At 66.7% G+C, this 15434-nt stretch carries 13 protein-coding genes; all 13 read left to right on the top strand.

The window, feature by feature from the left end; translation table 11 throughout:
• The first annotated feature begins 2 nt into the window (after positions 1–2).
• The 13 genes from WKW80_RS09625 (at position 3) to WKW80_RS09565 (ending at position 15191) form a co-directional block, all read left to right on the top strand.
• Complete coding sequence (locus WKW80_RS09625; RefSeq protein WP_340363344.1) at positions 3–1625, top strand: AMP-binding protein; 1623 nt, start codon at positions 3–5, stop codon at positions 1623–1625.
• A complete protein-coding gene (locus WKW80_RS09620; protein ID WP_340363343.1) occupies positions 1622–2791 on the top strand; it encodes a thiolase family protein in 1170 nt (389 codons plus the stop codon). Before WKW80_RS09625 ends, WKW80_RS09620 begins: the two co-directional genes overlap by 4 nt.
• Positions 2788–4038 (top strand): SDR family NAD(P)-dependent oxidoreductase, encoded by a 1251-nt coding sequence (locus tag WKW80_RS09615; RefSeq protein WP_340363342.1) that lies wholly within the window; start codon positions 2788–2790, stop codon positions 4036–4038. Before WKW80_RS09620 ends, WKW80_RS09615 begins: the two co-directional genes overlap by 4 nt.
• Before the next feature lie 117 nt (positions 4039–4155).
• Positions 4156–4968 (top strand): cyclase family protein, encoded by an 813-nt coding sequence (locus WKW80_RS09610; protein ID WP_340363341.1) that lies wholly within the window; start codon positions 4156–4158, stop codon positions 4966–4968.
• On the top strand, positions 4965–5693 hold the full coding sequence (locus tag WKW80_RS09605) for an SDR family oxidoreductase (protein ID WP_340363340.1): 729 nt from the start codon (positions 4965–4967) through the stop codon (positions 5691–5693). Before WKW80_RS09610 ends, WKW80_RS09605 begins: the two co-directional genes overlap by 4 nt.
• 125 nt (positions 5694–5818) lie before the next feature.
• Positions 5819–6976 (top strand): ABC transporter substrate-binding protein, encoded by a 1158-nt coding sequence (locus WKW80_RS09600; protein WP_340363339.1) that lies wholly within the window; start codon positions 5819–5821, stop codon positions 6974–6976.
• A 2-nt stretch (positions 6977–6978) separates the two neighbouring features.
• Entirely contained in the window at positions 6979–8121 is a 1143-nt protein-coding gene (locus WKW80_RS09595; RefSeq protein WP_340363516.1) for an ABC transporter substrate-binding protein, read from the top strand.
• Between the two features lie 56 nt (positions 8122–8177).
• Positions 8178–9500 carry an aromatic ring-hydroxylating dioxygenase subunit alpha gene (locus tag WKW80_RS09590; RefSeq protein ID WP_340363338.1) on the top strand — a complete coding sequence of 441 codons (1323 nt, stop codon included), beginning with the start codon at positions 8178–8180 and terminating at the stop codon, positions 9498–9500.
• Positions 9497–9991 (top strand): aromatic-ring-hydroxylating dioxygenase subunit beta, encoded by a 495-nt coding sequence (locus tag WKW80_RS09585; protein WP_340363337.1) that lies wholly within the window; start codon positions 9497–9499, stop codon positions 9989–9991. The genes WKW80_RS09590 and WKW80_RS09585 overlap by 4 nt, the downstream gene beginning before the upstream one ends.
• A 44-nt stretch (positions 9992–10035) precedes the next feature.
• Positions 10036–11193 (top strand): ABC transporter substrate-binding protein, encoded by a 1158-nt coding sequence (locus WKW80_RS09580; protein ID WP_340363336.1) that lies wholly within the window; start codon positions 10036–10038, stop codon positions 11191–11193.
• Positions 11194–11369: 176 nt separating this feature from the next.
• Complete coding sequence (locus WKW80_RS09575; protein WP_340363335.1) at positions 11370–12425, top strand: branched-chain amino acid ABC transporter permease; 1056 nt, start codon at positions 11370–11372, stop codon at positions 12423–12425.
• A gap of 256 nt (positions 12426–12681) precedes the next feature.
• Positions 12682–14469, top strand: a complete 1788-nt coding sequence (locus WKW80_RS09570; protein WP_340363334.1) for a branched-chain amino acid ABC transporter ATP-binding protein/permease — start codon at positions 12682–12684, stop codon at positions 14467–14469.
• Positions 14466–15191, top strand: coding sequence for an ABC transporter ATP-binding protein (locus tag WKW80_RS09565; protein ID WP_340363333.1), 726 nt, complete (start codon positions 14466–14468; stop codon positions 15189–15191). The genes WKW80_RS09570 and WKW80_RS09565 overlap by 4 nt, the downstream gene beginning before the upstream one ends.
• Positions 15192–15434: the final 243 nt, after the last annotated feature.

The raw sequence follows: 15434 nt of genomic DNA, 5'->3' as shown, positions 1-15434 counted from the left end.
CCATGCACGCCACTGTCTACGACGTCTTTCGCGCCACCGCGGCGCGCACGCCGGATGCGGATTTCCTGTTCACCGAGCCGGTGACCGCGGCCGCCTATGGCATTGCATCGGGCGCGGTCTGCTGGAGCGAAGCCGCGGCCGAGGTCGAGCGCCTGCGCATCGCCTACCAGGGCGCCGGCTGGGGCCACGGCCACCGTGTCGGGCTGCTGCTGGAGAACCGCCCGGCTTTCCTCTTCCACTGGTTCGCGCTCAACGCGCTGGGCGTGAGCGTGGTGCCGATCAATGCCGAGATGCGCTCGGCAGAGTTGATCTACCTCATTGGCCACAGCGAGATCGGCCTGGCGGTCACGCTGCCGGCGCGCGCGAACGACTTGCGAGCGGCCGCGTCCGAAGCCGGGGTTGCCTTCGACACGATGGAAGCGGGCGGCGCCGTGCCGACCGCCAGGACCGCGGCGCCGCATGCAGGCCAGCCGGTCGGCACTGGCAGCGAATGCGGCTTGCTCTATACCTCGGGCACCACAGGCCGACCCAAGGGCTGCATGCTGGACAACGCCTACTTCCTGCGCGCAGGCGAGTGGTATGCGGCGCTGGACGGCGTGTGCAGCGTCCGCCGCGATACCGAACGCGTCATCACGCCGCTGCCGCTGAACCACATGAACGCGATGGCGTTCTCGACCATGGTGGTGCTGGTCGCGGGCGGCTGCCTGGTGCAGCTCGACCGCTTCCATCCGAAGACCTGGCTGCAAAGCGCGCGCGACAGCGGCGCCACCATCGCGCACTACCTCGGCGTGATGCCGGCCATGCTGCTGAGCGCGTCGGCCTCGAAGGCGGACCGCGACCATGCGATCCGCTGGGGCTTCGGCGCCGGTGTCGATCGCAAGAACCACGCGCCCTTCGAGGAGCGCTTCAATTTCCCGCTGGTCGAGGCCTGGGCCATGACCGAGACCGGTGCCGGCGCCTGCGTGATGGCGAACCGCGAGCCGCGCCTCGTCGGCAGCAGCTGCTTCGGCCGGCAGCCCGGCTTCCTCGAAGTGCGGCTCGTCGACGAGGAAGGCGGCGACGTGCCCGCCGGCGCACCGGGCGAACTGCTGGTGCGCTCCGCGGGCGACGATCCGCGCCGCTATTTCTTCTCGGGCTACCTGAAGGATGACGAAGCCACGCGCGAGGCCTGGGCCGATGGCTGGTTCCACACGGGCGACCTGGTGCGCCGCGACGCTGACGGCAACTTCTTCTTCGTCGACCGCAAGAAGAACGTGATCCGCCGCAGTGGCGAGAACATCTCTGCCGTGGAGGTGGAGAGTGTGCTCAACCAGCATCCGGCCGTGAAGGCTTCGGCAGTGGCCGCCACGCCCGACGCGGTGCGCGGCGACGAGGTGCTGGCCTGCATCGTCATGCGCGAGGAAGCCGACACGTCGCAGTCCGCCGCGCTGGCGGCCAGCATCGTGGAGCACGCGCTGGCGCAACTCGCGTACTACAAGGCTCCGGGCTATGTCGCCTTCGTCGACGCGCTGCCGCTCACGCCATCGCAGAAGATCCAGCGCGGGCAGTTGCGCGAGCTTGCCCATGCGTTGCCGGGGCAGGCGAATTGCATCGACACGCGGTCGATGAAGAAGAGGCAGGCATGACCAACAGAAAGTCGTACGAGGGCGTCGCGGTGGCCGTGCCGGTCACCGTGCCCTATGTGCGCTACTCCACCCGCTCGGCGCACTGGTTCATCGGCCATGCGGTCGATGCGCTGGTCAAGGCCAGCGGGCTCGCGAAGGAGCAGATCGACGGCCTGTGCCTCAGCAGCTTTTCGCTGGTGCCCGATACGGCCGTCGGCGTGACGCAGCACCTCGGCCTTTCGCCGCGCTGGCTCGACCATGTGCCGACTGGCGGCGCGTCGGGCGTGATGTGCCTGCGCCGCGCCGCGCGTGCGGTGCAGTCGGGCGACGCCGACGTGGTCGCCTGCGTGGCGGCCGACACCAACCATGTCGATTCATTCCGCCAGACGCTGGGCGCCTTCAGCAACTTCGCGCGCGATGCGACCTATCCCTACGGCGCGGGCGGGCCCAACTCCATCTTCGCCTTCATCACGGCGAACTACATGCGCACCTACGGCGCGACGCGCGAGGACTTCGGGCGCGTCGCGGTCGACCAGCGCACCAATGCGCTGGGCAATCCGCACGCGATGTTCAAGAAGCCCTTGACGCTCGACGAGTACATGGCCGCGCGGCCGATCTCCGATCCCATCCATCTGTTCGATTGCGTGATGCCCTGCGCCGGCGCCGAGGCCTTCCTCGTGATGAGCGAGGAGCGTGCGCGCGACCTGGGCCTGGCGCACGTCGTGATCCGCGGCGCCATCGAGCGCCACAACGCCTATGCCGACGACCCGGTGATGGTGCGCGGCGGCTGGCGCGTCGACCGCGACGACCTGTACGCTCAGGCCGGCGTGCAACCCGCTGCGCTCGATTTCGTGCAGACCTACGACGACTACCCGGTGATCGTGATGATGCAGTTCGAGGACCTGGGCTTTTGCGAGAAGGGCGAGGCCTCGGCCTTCGTGCAATCGCACGGCATGACATACGAAGGCAGCTTTCCGAACAACACCAGCGGCGGGCAGCTGTCCGCGGGGCAAGCCGGTGCGGCGGGCGGCTTCCTCGGCATGACCGAGGCGATCCGCCAACTGACCGACCAGGCCGGTCCGCGTGCCGTGAAGGATGCCCGGCTCGGGCTCGTGGCGGGCTTCGGCATGGTGACCTACGACCGCTGCCTGTGCACCGGCGCCGTGATCCTTGGGAGACCCGAATGACCATGCCCTTGATGCGCCCCAAGCGCAAGAACCCGGTCCTGCGCACGCGGCAGATGAACCTGCCGCCGTGGGCGCGCGGCCGCGTCGCGCTGGGCATCACCGCCGCCGCCGCCGAAGGACGCTTCGAGCTGCAGGTCTGCGATGAATGCGGCACCGTGCAGTACCCGCCGCGCGAGGCTTGCCACAAGTGCCTGTCCGCTGCCTTGCGCTGGCGTGAACAGTCGGGCGAGGGAAACCTGCTCGGCACCACCACGCTGCATCACAGCAACGACATGTACTTCCGCGAGCGCCTGCCGTGGCGGCTGGGCCTGGTGCACCTCGACGCCGGCCCGACGCTGATGGTCCACATGCACGGCGAGGTCGGCGACGCGCCGACTCGCGTACGCGTGGGCGCCCGGCTCGACCGCGCGGGACAGGCAGTTCTGATTGGATTTCCGAATGAAGGGAGCGCCCATATGGCCGACGACAAGATGCTGCGAGAAATGACCAGCGATCCGAAGTTCCGCAAGGTGCTGGTGACCGATGGCAAGACCGAGGTGGGCCAGTCCATCGTGCGTGCGCTGGTGAAGGCCGGCGCCGACATCGTGTGGGTCGGCCATGCCGAGCCGTGGAAGAAGACTGGTGGGCTGGAGGACATCACCGCGCTGCCGCAGGTGACGCTGGTGCCGCTCGACCTCACCAACGGCCGCTCGGTGACCGAACTGGCGGGCGAGATCGGCGGCAAGGTCGACATCGTGATCAACAACGCCGAGGTGCACCGCACCTTCGGCATCGGCGCGCGCCGCGGCACCGACGTGGCCAAGGCCGAGATGGACATCAACTACTTCGGCCTGCTGCGCCTGGCGCAGGAGTTCGGCCCTGCGCTGAAGGGCCGCTCCGCCGACGGCGAGACGGGCGCGACCGCCTGGGTCAACCTGCTGTCGGTCTATGCGCTCAGCAACTTCCCGCCGCACGGCACCTTCAGCGCGTCGAAGGCGGCGGCGCATTCGCTGGCGCAATGCCTGCGCGCCGAGATGCGGCCGGCCGGCATCCGCGTGGTCAACGTGTTCCCGGGGCCGATCGACGACGAATGGAACCAGCACGTGCCGCCGCCGAAGTTGTTGTCGGCCACGCTGGCGAATGCCATCGTCAAGGCGCTGCGCGATGGCGTCGAGGACGTCTATCCCGGCGACGTGGCACAGGAATGGCTGGAGCGCTGGCGCGACAACCCCAAGGTCCTCGAGCGCGAACTTGCGGCAGGTGGTTGATATGGGTCAGCGCCGACGTTTACTTTCGCTGCTGGCGGCCGAGGTTGTGGATGGGGGGCGGGATCACGCCGACGGCGTGCTCTGCTCCGCGATGTGTCCCGAAAGGAATCCGACTAAATGACGACAAGCACTCTCGCATCCGCCGCCGAACTGCTCGGCGGACTGGTCAGCGCGATGTCCACCGGCGAGATCCGCGTGGTCGACCTCACGCAGACGCTCACGCCCGAGTTCCCGCAGATTGCGCTGCCGCCCGAGATGGGCCAATGCTGGCCTTTCCGCATCGAGGAGGTCTCGCACTATGACGAGCGCGGCCCCGGCTGGTACTGGAACAACTTTTCCTGCGGCGAACACACCGGCACGCACTTCGATGCGCCGATCCACTGGATCTCCGGCAAGGACCTGCCGAACAACTCCGTCGACACGATCCCGGCGCAGCACTTCGTGGCCCCGGCCTGCGTGATCGACTGCTCCGAGCAGGTCAAGGCCAACCACGACTACCTGATGACGGTCGAGGACATCGAGCGCTTCGAAGCAACGCATGGCCGCATCCCGAAGGGTGCCTGGGTGCTGATGCGCACCGACTGGTCGCAGCGCCGGGACCCGGAGGCCTACCAGAACTTCGACGAGACCGGCCAGCACACGCCCGGCCCGAGTTCGGAAGCCGTGCGCTTCCTGGTCGAGCAGCGCGACGTGCTGGGCTTCGGCTCCGAGGCCATCGGCACCGACGCAGGCCAGGGCTACCACCTGCGCCCGCCATATCCGTGCCACTACTACATGCACGGCGCGGGGCGCTACGGCCTGCAGTGCCTGTGCAACCTGGACCAGTTGCCGCCGACCGGCGCCGTGCTGATCTGCCCGCCGCTCAAGATCCAGAAAGGCAGCGGCAGCCCCTTGCGCGTGCTGGCGCTGGTGGAAGGAAGAAGATCATGACCATCCGCAAAGTCGCCGCCGTCACAGGCGGCAGTGCCGGCATCGGCAAGGCCATCTGCGAGGACCTGCTCGCCAAGGGCTACGAAGTGATCTCGCTCGCGCGCCGCAAGAGCGACATCGCGCATCCGAAGATGCACAGCATCGAAGTCGACCTGATGGACCGCGTGGCAACAGCGCAAGCCGTCCACCAACTGGCGCACCAGTTCGACGTGAACACGGTGGTGCACAACGCCGGCGTCATCCGCGCCGCCTTGCTGGCCGACGTGAAGCTCGACGATCTCGACGCGCTGGTCGACCTGCACCTCGGTTGCGCCATCCAGCTCGTGCAGGCGACTCTGCCGGCGATGCGGGCGCAGCATTTCGGCCGCGTGGTGCTGCTGTCGTCGCGCGCTGCCGTGGGCCTGGCCACGCGCACCAGCTATTCGGCGACCAAGGCCGGCATGCTGGGCATGGCGCGCACATGGGCGCTCGAGCTGGCGCCGGAGGGCATCACGGTCAACGTCGTCGCGCCGGGCCCGATTCGCACCGACATGTTCTACGACGTGGTGGAGCAGGGCAGCGACAAGGAGCGTGCGCTGGCCTCGTCGGTGCCCGTCAAGCGCCTCGGCGAATCGGCCGACGTGGCGCGTGCGGTGAGTTTCTTTGCCGACCCGGCCAACAGTTTCGTGACCGGGCAAGTGCTGTACGTCTGCGGCGGCACCAGCGTGGGCAGCCTGGCGCTCTAGTTGCTCCATCACTGGCGCAAGTAGGTAGTTCCTCTGGTCGCCATGGCAGCCCATCACTAGTATTGTTTAGAGTTAAATAGTTGATTAATCATGTTGTTGTGCCGAATCACCCACGAAGGAAAGCCATGAAAGCCTCGACCCGCCTCTGCATCCGCACCGGACTTGCCCTGGGCATCAGCGCGCTCGCCGTCGCCAGCGCCTTCGCGGCCGACTTGAAGGTCGGCTTCATCACCTCGCTCTCGGGGCCGGTTTCCTCGCTGGGCATTCCGTATGAGAAGGGCATCAAGGCCGGCATGGCCTGGAAGTCGGAAGTGGCCGGCCACAAGATCACCATGGTGCAACTCGACGACGCGTCCGATCCCTCGACCGCGGCGCGCAACGCCCGCAAGATGATCGAGGAAGACAAGGTCGACGTGATCATCGGCACGGCCGGCTCGCCGGGCGCGTTGGCCATCGCCGCCGTGGCGCGCGAAACGAAGACACCGCTGATCTCGATCGCCAACGCCAACCTGCCGGGCGAGGAGGGTGCCTGGATGGTCACGCTGCCTCAGCCGGCGCCGCTGATGGTGAGCGCGGTGGTCGAGCGGATGAAGAAGTCGGGCGTGAAGACGGTCGGCTACATCGGCTTCTCCGACGCGTGGGGCGACCTGGTCTACGACGCGTTGAACAAGAGCGCGGAACCGGCCGGCATCAAGGTGGTGAGCAACGAGCGCTATGCGCGCGCCGACACCTCGGTGGCGGGGCAGGTGCTGAAGATCGTTGCGCTCAAGCCGGATGCGGTCATCACCGGCACGTCAGGCACGCCGGGCGCGCTGCCGTACCTGGCGCTGACCGACCGTGGCTACAAGGGCCAGATCTATGGCACGCATGCCTTGATCAACCCCGATTTCGTGCGCGTGGGCGGGCCATCCGTCGAGGGCCTGCTGGCGCCGACCGGGCCGGTGATCGTGGCCGAGCAACTGCCGGATGGCAATCCGATGCGCAAGGTGTCGATGGACTTCCGTGCGGCCTACCAGAAGGCCAATGGTGCGGCGCCGACCGATGCGTTCTCGGCCTACTCGTTCGACGGCTGGCTGGTGATGCTCGACGCGGCTTCGCGCACCAAGGGCGAGCCTGGCACGCCGCAATACCGGGAGGCGTTGCGCGATGCCATCGTGAGCACCAGGGAGCTGGTGGGAACGCACAGCGTCTACAACTTCAAGCCGGACAGCCGCTATGGCTCCGACGACCGCTCGCGCGTGATCGTCAAGCTCGAAAAGGGCCAGTGGAAGCTGGTGCCATGAACATGAAGCGATGCACACGCGTGTTCGTTGTCGCAGCGCTTGCGCTGGGTGTGGCGCAGGCTTTCGCGGCGGACCTGAAGATCGGCGTGATCAGTTCGTTGTCGGGGCCGGTCGCCGCGCTGGGCATTCCTTACGAGAAGGGCATTCGCGCGGCGATTGCGGAGCATCCGACGATCGGCGGCCGGAAGGTCGAGCTGATCGTTCTGGACGACGCCTCGGACCCGACGACTGCCGGGCGCAATGCGCGAAAGCTGGTCGTGGATGACAAGGTGGACGTGCTGATCGGCACCTCGGGCGTGCCGGGGGCGATGGCGATTGCGGCGGTAGCGAATGAGTTGAACACGCCGTTGATCTCGCCGACGCCGGTGGTCATCCCGGGCCCCGAAGGCGCCTGGACTGTGACGGTGTCGCAGCCGTTTCCGTTGATGGTGGAAGCGGTGGTGGACCGCATGAAGAAGCAGGGCGTGAAGACTGTTGCGTACATCGGGTTCTCCGATGCGCTGGGCGACCTGGCTTATGACTCGCTGGCGAAGAGTGCGGAACCGGCGGGCATCAAGATCGTGGCGAACGAGCGGTACGCGCGCAGCGACCAATCCGTTGCGGGGCAGGTGCTCAAGATCGTTGCGCAACGGCCTGATGCGGTGTTCGCAGGCAACTCGGGAACGCCAGGCGCGCTGCCTTACCTTGCGTTGGCGGAGCGAGGCTACAAGGGGCAGATCTACGGGACGCACGGGCTGATCAACGCGGATTTCGTGCGGGTCGGCGGTGCTTCGATCGAGGGGCTTCAGGTACCGAGCGGGCCCGTGCTGGTGGCGGACCAGTTGCCGGACGGCAACCCGATCAAGAAGGTGTCGATGGGGTTCCGTGCGGCCTATCAGAAGACAAACGGAGCTGCACCGACGGATGCGTTTTCTTCCTACACCTACGACGCGTATCTGCTGCTTGCGGATGCGGCTTCTCGCGTGAAGAGCGAGCCCGGGACGCCGCAGTACCGGACGGCGCTGCGCGATGCGATCGTGAACACGAAGGAGCTGGTGGGAACGCACGGCGTCTACAACTTCAAGCCGGACAACCGGTATGGGTCGGATCGGCGGGCTGTCGTGATCGTCAGGATGGAGAAGGGCCAGTGGAAGCTGGTGCCCTGAAGCCATGTCGAATGTGAGTCGTTCCTCGTTCACCCTCTCCGCGCGGAGCGCTGCACATGAACTACCGTGACCGTCCCGATGCGATCCGCGCACTCGTTCAGGAGGACCGCGTGCATCGCGATCTCTACCTGAGCGAGGAACTGTTCGCGCTCGAGCAAGAGCACTTCTTCTTCAATACCTGGAACTACCTCGGGCATGCGAGCCAGGTGCCGAATGCGGGTGACTTTCTTGCGCAGGACATCGCCGGCAAGCCGCTGCTGCTGGTGCGGCAGCCCGACGGTGGCATCCGGGTCTTCTACAACCGCTGCGCCCACAAGGGCACGCAATTGGTCAGCGATGCCTGCGGCAACGCCGGCAAGTTCTTTCGCTGCCCGTATCACGCCTGGACCTACAAGCTCGACGGGTCGCCGCTCGCGATTCCGATCAAGAGCGGCTATGAGGGCACTCGGCTGAAAGAGTGCGAGTCAGGACAGGGGCTGACCGCGGTGAAGCACGTCGCCGTGTATCGCGAGTTCGTGTTCGTGCGGCTTGGCGACGAAGGGCCAGGGTTTGAGGACTACTTCGGCGAGGTGCTGCGAGCCATCGACAACATGGTTGACCGCTCGCCGCAAGGCAAGCTCACATTGGCGGGTGGCGCAATGCGCAACATCATCCACTGCAACTGGAAGATGTACCTCGAGAACATCAACGACACGGTGCATCCGATGTCGACGCACGAATCGGCCACGCGGGCCGCCAACACGGTGTGGAAGGAGCGCGCTGCCGATGAGCCCAAGCCGATGGCCATGGAACAGATCCTGCCGTTCGGCTCGGGCTACGACTTCTTCGACAAGATGGGCGGACGGGTGTTCGCGCACGGGCACAGCGTGCTGGGGATCAACTTCAGCATCCACTCGAACTATGCGCAGTTGCCCGACTACGAACAGGCGATGCGCGAGGCTCATGGCGTGGATCGCGCGACGGAAATACTGCAGCGGTCGCCGCAGAACTCGGTGCTGTTTCCGAGCCTGTCGGTCAAGGGTTCTCCGCAGGCCATCCGCGTGATCCGGCCGCTGGCCGCCGACCGCACGCTGGTCGAGGCCTACGCCTTTCGCGCTGCCGGGGCGCCCGACGTGCTGTTCGAGCGCGCCATGAGCTACAACCGGCTCGTGTTCTCGCCGATGTCGATGGTCGCGCATGACGACGTGCACCTGTTCGAAAGCATGCAGCAAGGCTTGCGCGCCGAAGGCAACGAGTGGGTGAGCCTGCATCGCGACTTCAAGGCTGGCGAGTTCGACGTATCCACGCAGGACACGAACGGCACCAATGAACTGCTGATGCGCAACCAGTTTCGTGCCTGGTCGGCGTTCATGACCCTGCGCATGGGGGCTGCCGCGTGAACGAGTTGGCCATCACCGCATTCGACGAGACCGCGTTGCGCGCACTGGTCGTGAACGAGGCCGCTCTGCTCGACGAACGGCGCTTCGACGACTGGCTCGCCCTGTTCGCCGAAGACGGCCGCTATTGGGTGCCGCTGCTGGGTCGCTTGCAGACCGACCCGCACTCGCACAACTCGCTCGCGTATGAAGACAAGCTCCTGCTGCAATTGCGCATCGAGCGCCTGAAGGATCCGCGCGCGCATTCGCAGCATCCGCGGAGCCATTGCCAGCACGTGCTGCAGTCGCCGGCCGTCGAGGCCATCGCCGCGGACACGGCCACGCTGCGCACGCCCTTTCTCTACATCGAAGCGCGCGGCGAGCAGCAACTGATGCTCGCCGGCAGCTACCAGCACACGCTGGTGCGCACAGCCGAGGGCCTGCGCATCCGGCAGAAGCGCGTGGACTTGCTGGAGGCCGGTCGCGCCTTGCCGGCCGTGCAGCTTTTCATCTGATTTTCCTGTTTGACACCACTACCTACCCCCCGAGGAGCCACTTCATGAATCGCTTGATGCAGACCCTGACCCGCAGCGCGGTTGCGACGGCCGTGATGACCGCATTCGTCACCACCGCGCTGGCGGCCGATCTCAAGGTCGGGCTGAGCGTGTCGCTCTCCGGTCCCAATTCGTCGCTCGGCGTTCCCTACTCCAAGGGCATGCAGGCCGCACAGGCCTACAAGGGCGAGATCAATGGGCGCAAGGTGCAGCTGATCGTGCTGGATGACGGCTCCGACCCGACCACGGCCGGGCGCAACGCGCGCAAGCTGGTCGAGGAAGAAAAGGTCGACGTGCTCATGGGCACGTCGGGCGTGCCGGCCGCCATTGCGATGGCGCAGGTGGCCAAGGAAACGAAGACGCCGATGATCGGCCTCACGCCCATCCTGCTCGACGCTGCCGACAACCCCTGGGTCGTGACGGTCGCGCAGCCGACGCAGCTCATGATCGATGCGGTGGTCGAGCGCATGAAGCGCAACAACGTGAAGACCGTCGGCTACATCGGCTTTACCGACGCCTGGGGCGACCTGGTCTACAACGCCATGATGAAAGCCGCGCCCAAGGCCGGCATCACGGTGGTAAGCAACGAGCGCTACGCACGCGCCGACGCGTCGGTCACGGGCCAGGTTCTGAAGATCGTCGCGCTCAAGCCCGATGCGGTGATGACGGGTGGCGCCGGCACGCCAGGCGCGCTGCCGTTCCTTGCGTTGCAGGAGCGTGGCTACAAGGGCGGCGTCTATGGCCAGCATGGACTCATCAATCCCGACTTCGTGCGCGTCGTCGGCGCGGCCGGGCAGGGCGCATTGATGCCGACAGGCCCGATCATCGTCGCCGAACAACTGCCGGACACCCATCCGACAAAGAAGATCGGCCTGGATTTCCGCGCGGCCTTCCAGAAGGTCAATAACGCGCCGACGACCGATGCGTTCTCGGCCTATTCCTTCGACGGCTGGCTGGTGTTCGCCGATGCCGCCTCGCGGGCCAAGGGCGAGCCCGGCACGCCGGAGTTTCGCGTGGCGCTGCGCGATGCGATCTTCAGCGCCAAGGAAGTGGTGGGCACGCACGGCGTCTACACCTTCAAGCCGGGCGACATCTCCGGCGTCGACGAGCGTGCGCGTGTCATCGTCAAGCTGGAAGACGGCAAGTGGAAGCTGGCGCCCTGAAATGATGGTCCACCCCCGTGTCGGCGCACTTCCTGTCGCCGAGTACCCCCTCGAGGGGGCAACACCAGCGGCCCGGCAAAGCCGGTTCCGCGGTGTTCCCCGCCTGGCTTGCATTGCTTCATGCGTCACTGCACGTGCAATGGCGGTATCCCTTCCATTCGGCGAGGAAGCTTGACATGACCTGGGACGTTGCACTCATATTGGGCATCGACGGCCTGGCCAATGGTGCCGTTTATCTGCTCGCCGGCCTTGGCCTGGTGCTGATCTTTTCGGTCACGCGCGTGGTGTTCGTGCCGTTCGGCGACGTGGCCGCATTCGCGGCGCTGACGCTGGCGGCCTTCGAGACCGGCCGCACGCCGCCGACCATCGGCCTGGTGCTGACGCTGGCGGCGCTGGCGGTGTTGACAGAGGTTGGCAGCCTGGTCCGGCGCCGCGAATATGCGCACATTCCCAAGGCCGTCGCGCTGTGGGGACTGGTGCCTGCCGTGCCCTGCGTGCTGGCCTGGCTGGCCGCTCGCGCAGGCATTCCTCCCGTCCTGCAGATCGTGGCGACGGTGCTGTTGGTGGTACCCATCGCGCCGCTGCTGGCGCGTGTGGTGTTCCAGCCGATCGCGGATGCGTCCGTGCTGGTGCTACTGATCGTTTCGCTCGCGCTGCACTTTCTGATCTCGGGTCTGGGCCTGCTGTTCTTCGGGCCCGAAGGTTCGCGCACGCAGCCGCTGGCGTCCGGCATGCTGACGCTGGGCGACGGCTTCACGGTGAGCGGGCAGGTGATCCTGATGGTGACGTCTGCCATCGTGCTCAGCGGATTGTTCTTCCTGGTGTTCGAGCGCACGGTGGCGGGCAAGGCGTTGCGCGCGACTGCGGTCAATCGCGTCGGTGCGCGCCTGGTCGGCATCCGGCCGGCACGCACCGCGATGCTGGCCTATGGCTGCGCCTCGTTGCTGGCGGGCCTGATCGGCATCCTGATCGCGCCGGTGACCACGATGTACTACGACTCGGGCTTCATCATCGGCCTCAAGGCCTTCGTCGCCGCGATCATCGGCGGGCTGGTGAGTTATCCGATGACGGCCATCGGCGCACTGGCGGTCGGCCTTGTCGAAAGTTTCGCTTCGTTCTGGAGCGGCGCGCTGAAGGATGTGATCGTGTTCAGCCTGCTGATTCCGGTGCTGATGCTGAGGTCGTTCCTGACCACGCATTCCGAGGAAGAGGAAGAGGAGGTGGATCAATGAACGCCGCGCCGGGCCGCCCCAAGCAAGTTCGCGCCCCTTTGTGGGGGCAGCGAGGACACGGCAGTGCCGAGCGTGGGGGCACTATGAACGCCGCGCCGGGCCGCCCCAAGCAAGTTCGCGCCCCCTTGTGGGGGCAGCGAGGACACGGCAGTGCCGAGCGTGGGGGCACTATGAACGCCGCGCCGGGCCGCCCCAAGCAAGTTCGCGCCCCCTTGGGGGGCAGCGAGGACACGGCAGTGCCGAGCGTGGGGGCACTATGAACCACCGCTCTAACTTCCGTGTGCTGATTGGCGTGGTTATCGCTGCTATTGCGCTTGCACCATTGGTGCTTGGCAACTTCACGGTCTCGCTGATGAACGACATCGGCATCGGCGCACTCGTCGCGCTCGGGCTGGTGCTGCTCACCGGCGTGGGTGGCGCAACGTCCTTCGGGCAGGCGGCGTTCGTCGGCATCGCCGCGTATTCGACCGCATGGCTCACCACCGCGCAGGGCATGTCGCCGTGGATCGGGCTGCTGTTCGCGCTGCTGTTGACGGGCTTGTCGGCGCTGGCGATCGGCATGCTCACGTTGCGGCTCGGCGGGCACTTCCTGCCGCTCTCCACGATCGCGTGGGGCCTGTCGATCGCGATGCTGTTCGGCAATGTCGATGCGCTCGGTCGCCATACCGGGCTGTCGAACATTCCGGCGTTGCAGATCGCGGGCTGGTCGCTGGTCGAGCCGCGCGCCATCTACTACCTGATCTGGCTCATCGTCGGGCTGGCGTTCCTGTTCAGCTACAACCTGCTGGCGTCGCGCCCGGGCCGTGCGATCCGCAGCCTGCGGGGCGGTGCGACGCTGCTGGCCAGCGTGGGGGCGGACGCGTACCGTGTGCGCCTGTCGCTGTTCGTGCTGGCCGCCTTGTTCGCGGCGCTGGCCGGATGGTTGTACGCGCACATGAATCGCTTCGTGAGCCCCGCGCCATTCGACGTGCGTGCCAGCATCGAATACCTGCTGATGGCGGTGGCCGGCGGTCTCGGGCAACTGGCTGGCGCGGCGGTGGGCTCAGCCCTGGTGCTGGTGCTGAAGAACGCGCTGCAGGACGTGCTGCCGTTATTGACGCAGCGCGCCGGCCAGTTGGAAGCCGTCACGTTCGCAGCGATCTTCATCCTGCTGGTGCACTTCGCGCGCGGCGGGCTGATGGGCTTCCTGCGCAAGCTGACGCAAGGGCGCTTCGGCGCACCTCGATCGGACGAGAAGCTTGCCGGGCCGGTCGAACCGCTGCCGCATCGCAAGTTGCCGGAGCGCGGCACGCGCATCCTGTCGGTCAACGGTGCGGTCAAGCGCTTCGGTGGGCTGGTGGCGGTGAACGAGGTGAGCTTCGACGTGAATGCGGGCGAGATCATCGGCCTCATCGGTCCGAACGGCGCCGGCAAGTCGACGATGTTCAACCTGCTGACCTGCACGCTGCCGATGACCGCCGGACAGGTGCGCTTCCTCGACCGCGACATCGCCGGCATGCCGCAACGCGAAGTGGCACGGCTGGGGCTGGCGCGCACCTTCCAGCACGTGAAGCTGCGGCCGCAGATGAGCCTGCTCGACAACGTGGCGCTCGGTGCCCATGCGCGAACCCGGGCCGGCGTGCTCAAGGCGGGCCTGCGGCTCGATCGAATGGAAGAGCATCAGATCCTGCAGGAGGCGAAGCGGCAGCTGGACCGCATCGGCCTGGGCGACCGCGCGCACGAACTCGCCGGCAGCCTGCCGCTGGGCACGCAACGCATCCTGGAGATCGCGCGCGCACTCGCGGCCGACCCTGTGTTGCTGGTGCTCGACGAACCCGCCGCCGGCCTGCGCCGCAAGGAAAAGATGGCGCTCGGCGACCTGTTGCGCAAGCTGCGCGAGGAAGGGGTGACGATCTTGATCGTCGAACACGACATGGACTTCGTGATGAAACTGGTGGACCGCCTGGTCGTGATGAACTTCGGCTCCAAGCTGGTCGAGGGCGTGCCTTCGGCGGTGCGTGCCGATGAGCGCGTGCAGGCTGCATACCTGGGGAGCGTGGCATGAGTTCCATGTTGGAAATCGGGGACCTGCATGTTTCGTATGGGCAGGTCGAAGCAGTGCGCGGCGTGTCGCTCTCGCTCGAAAAGGGCCAGATCATCTCGGTGATCGGCCCGAACGGCGCCGGCAAGACGACGCTGCTCGCAGCCGCGATGGGCTTGCTGCCGTCGAAAGGCATCCTGCGCTTCGAGGGCGAGGACATGCACGGCCTCGACGTGGAGTCGCGCGTCGAGCGCGGCCTGTGCCTCGTGCCGGAAAAGCGCGAGCTGTTCGGCGAACTCACCGTGCTCGACAACCTGCAACTGGGCGCCTACACCAAGCGCCTGCGCAGCGATGCGCTGAAGAAGCGCATGCAGTCGGTGTACGACCGCTTCCCGCGGCTGGCCGAACGCAAGTCGCAGCGCGCCAACACGCTCTCCGGTGGCGAGCGGCAGATGCTGGCGGTCGGCCGTGCGCTGATGTCCGCACCGCGACTGCTGATGCTCGACGAGCCCAGCCTCGGCCTCGCGCCGCTGGTGGTGCGCGACATCCTCACCATCGTGCGCAAGCTGCGCGACGACGGCGTGTCGATCTTGCTGGTGGAGCAGAACGCACGCGCAGCGCTGGAAAGTTCCGATGAAGGCTATGTGCTGGAAACCGGAGAGATCGCGCTGCATGGTGAATCGCAGGCACTCGCCAGCGATCCGCGCGTGCAGGCCACCTACCTCGGCGGCGGCACGCATGACTAGGACGAAACACCCCCGAGGCGCCCGCGGCGCCTCCGCCTCGAGCCCCTCGAGGGGGCGATACCAGCGGCCCGGCAAAGCCGGTTCCGCGGTATCCCTGGCATTCGACGGCGCCGGTTTCATGCGTCGCGGGTCACGCGATAGCGTGGTGGAAAACTGAAATGAATCCGGGCTCACTCGAAAGATCGCAGGAAGCGCGCGTGACGGAACCTGAAGCGCTGGCCCCGGTCGCGCGCACGCTGCCGG

It is taken from the genome of Variovorax humicola (assembly GCF_037889915.1).
GTDB classification, from domain to species: domain Bacteria; phylum Pseudomonadota; class Gammaproteobacteria; order Burkholderiales; family Burkholderiaceae_C; genus Variovorax; species Variovorax humicola.
This window is presented reverse-complemented; position numbering and strand designations above follow the sequence as displayed.

Excerpts from the sequence above, each read along its gene's own strand:
- WKW80_RS09625 (WP_340363344.1), top strand. The coding sequence starts at position 3 with ATGCACGCCACTGTCTACGACGTCTTTCGCGCCACCGCGGCGCGCACG.
- WKW80_RS09620 (WP_340363343.1), top strand. The coding sequence starts at position 1,622 with ATGACCAACAGAAAGTCGTACGAGGGCGTCGCGGTGGCCGTGCCGGTC.
- WKW80_RS09615 (WP_340363342.1), top strand. The coding sequence starts at position 2,788 with ATGACCATGCCCTTGATGCGCCCCAAGCGCAAGAACCCGGTCCTGCGC.
- WKW80_RS09610 (WP_340363341.1), top strand. The coding sequence starts at position 4,156 with ATGACGACAAGCACTCTCGCATCCGCCGCCGAACTGCTCGGCGGACTG.
- WKW80_RS09605 (WP_340363340.1), top strand. The coding sequence starts at position 4,965 with ATGACCATCCGCAAAGTCGCCGCCGTCACAGGCGGCAGTGCCGGCATC.
- WKW80_RS09600 (WP_340363339.1), top strand. The coding sequence starts at position 5,819 with ATGAAAGCCTCGACCCGCCTCTGCATCCGCACCGGACTTGCCCTGGGC.
- WKW80_RS09595 (WP_340363516.1), top strand. The coding sequence starts at position 6,979 with ATGAAGCGATGCACACGCGTGTTCGTTGTCGCAGCGCTTGCGCTGGGT.
- WKW80_RS09590 (WP_340363338.1), top strand. The coding sequence starts at position 8,178 with ATGAACTACCGTGACCGTCCCGATGCGATCCGCGCACTCGTTCAGGAG.
- WKW80_RS09580 (WP_340363336.1), top strand. The coding sequence starts at position 10,036 with ATGAATCGCTTGATGCAGACCCTGACCCGCAGCGCGGTTGCGACGGCC.
- WKW80_RS09575 (WP_340363335.1), top strand. The coding sequence starts at position 11,370 with ATGACCTGGGACGTTGCACTCATATTGGGCATCGACGGCCTGGCCAAT.
- WKW80_RS09570 (WP_340363334.1), top strand. The coding sequence starts at position 12,682 with ATGAACCACCGCTCTAACTTCCGTGTGCTGATTGGCGTGGTTATCGCT.
- WKW80_RS09565 (WP_340363333.1), top strand. The coding sequence starts at position 14,466 with ATGAGTTCCATGTTGGAAATCGGGGACCTGCATGTTTCGTATGGGCAG.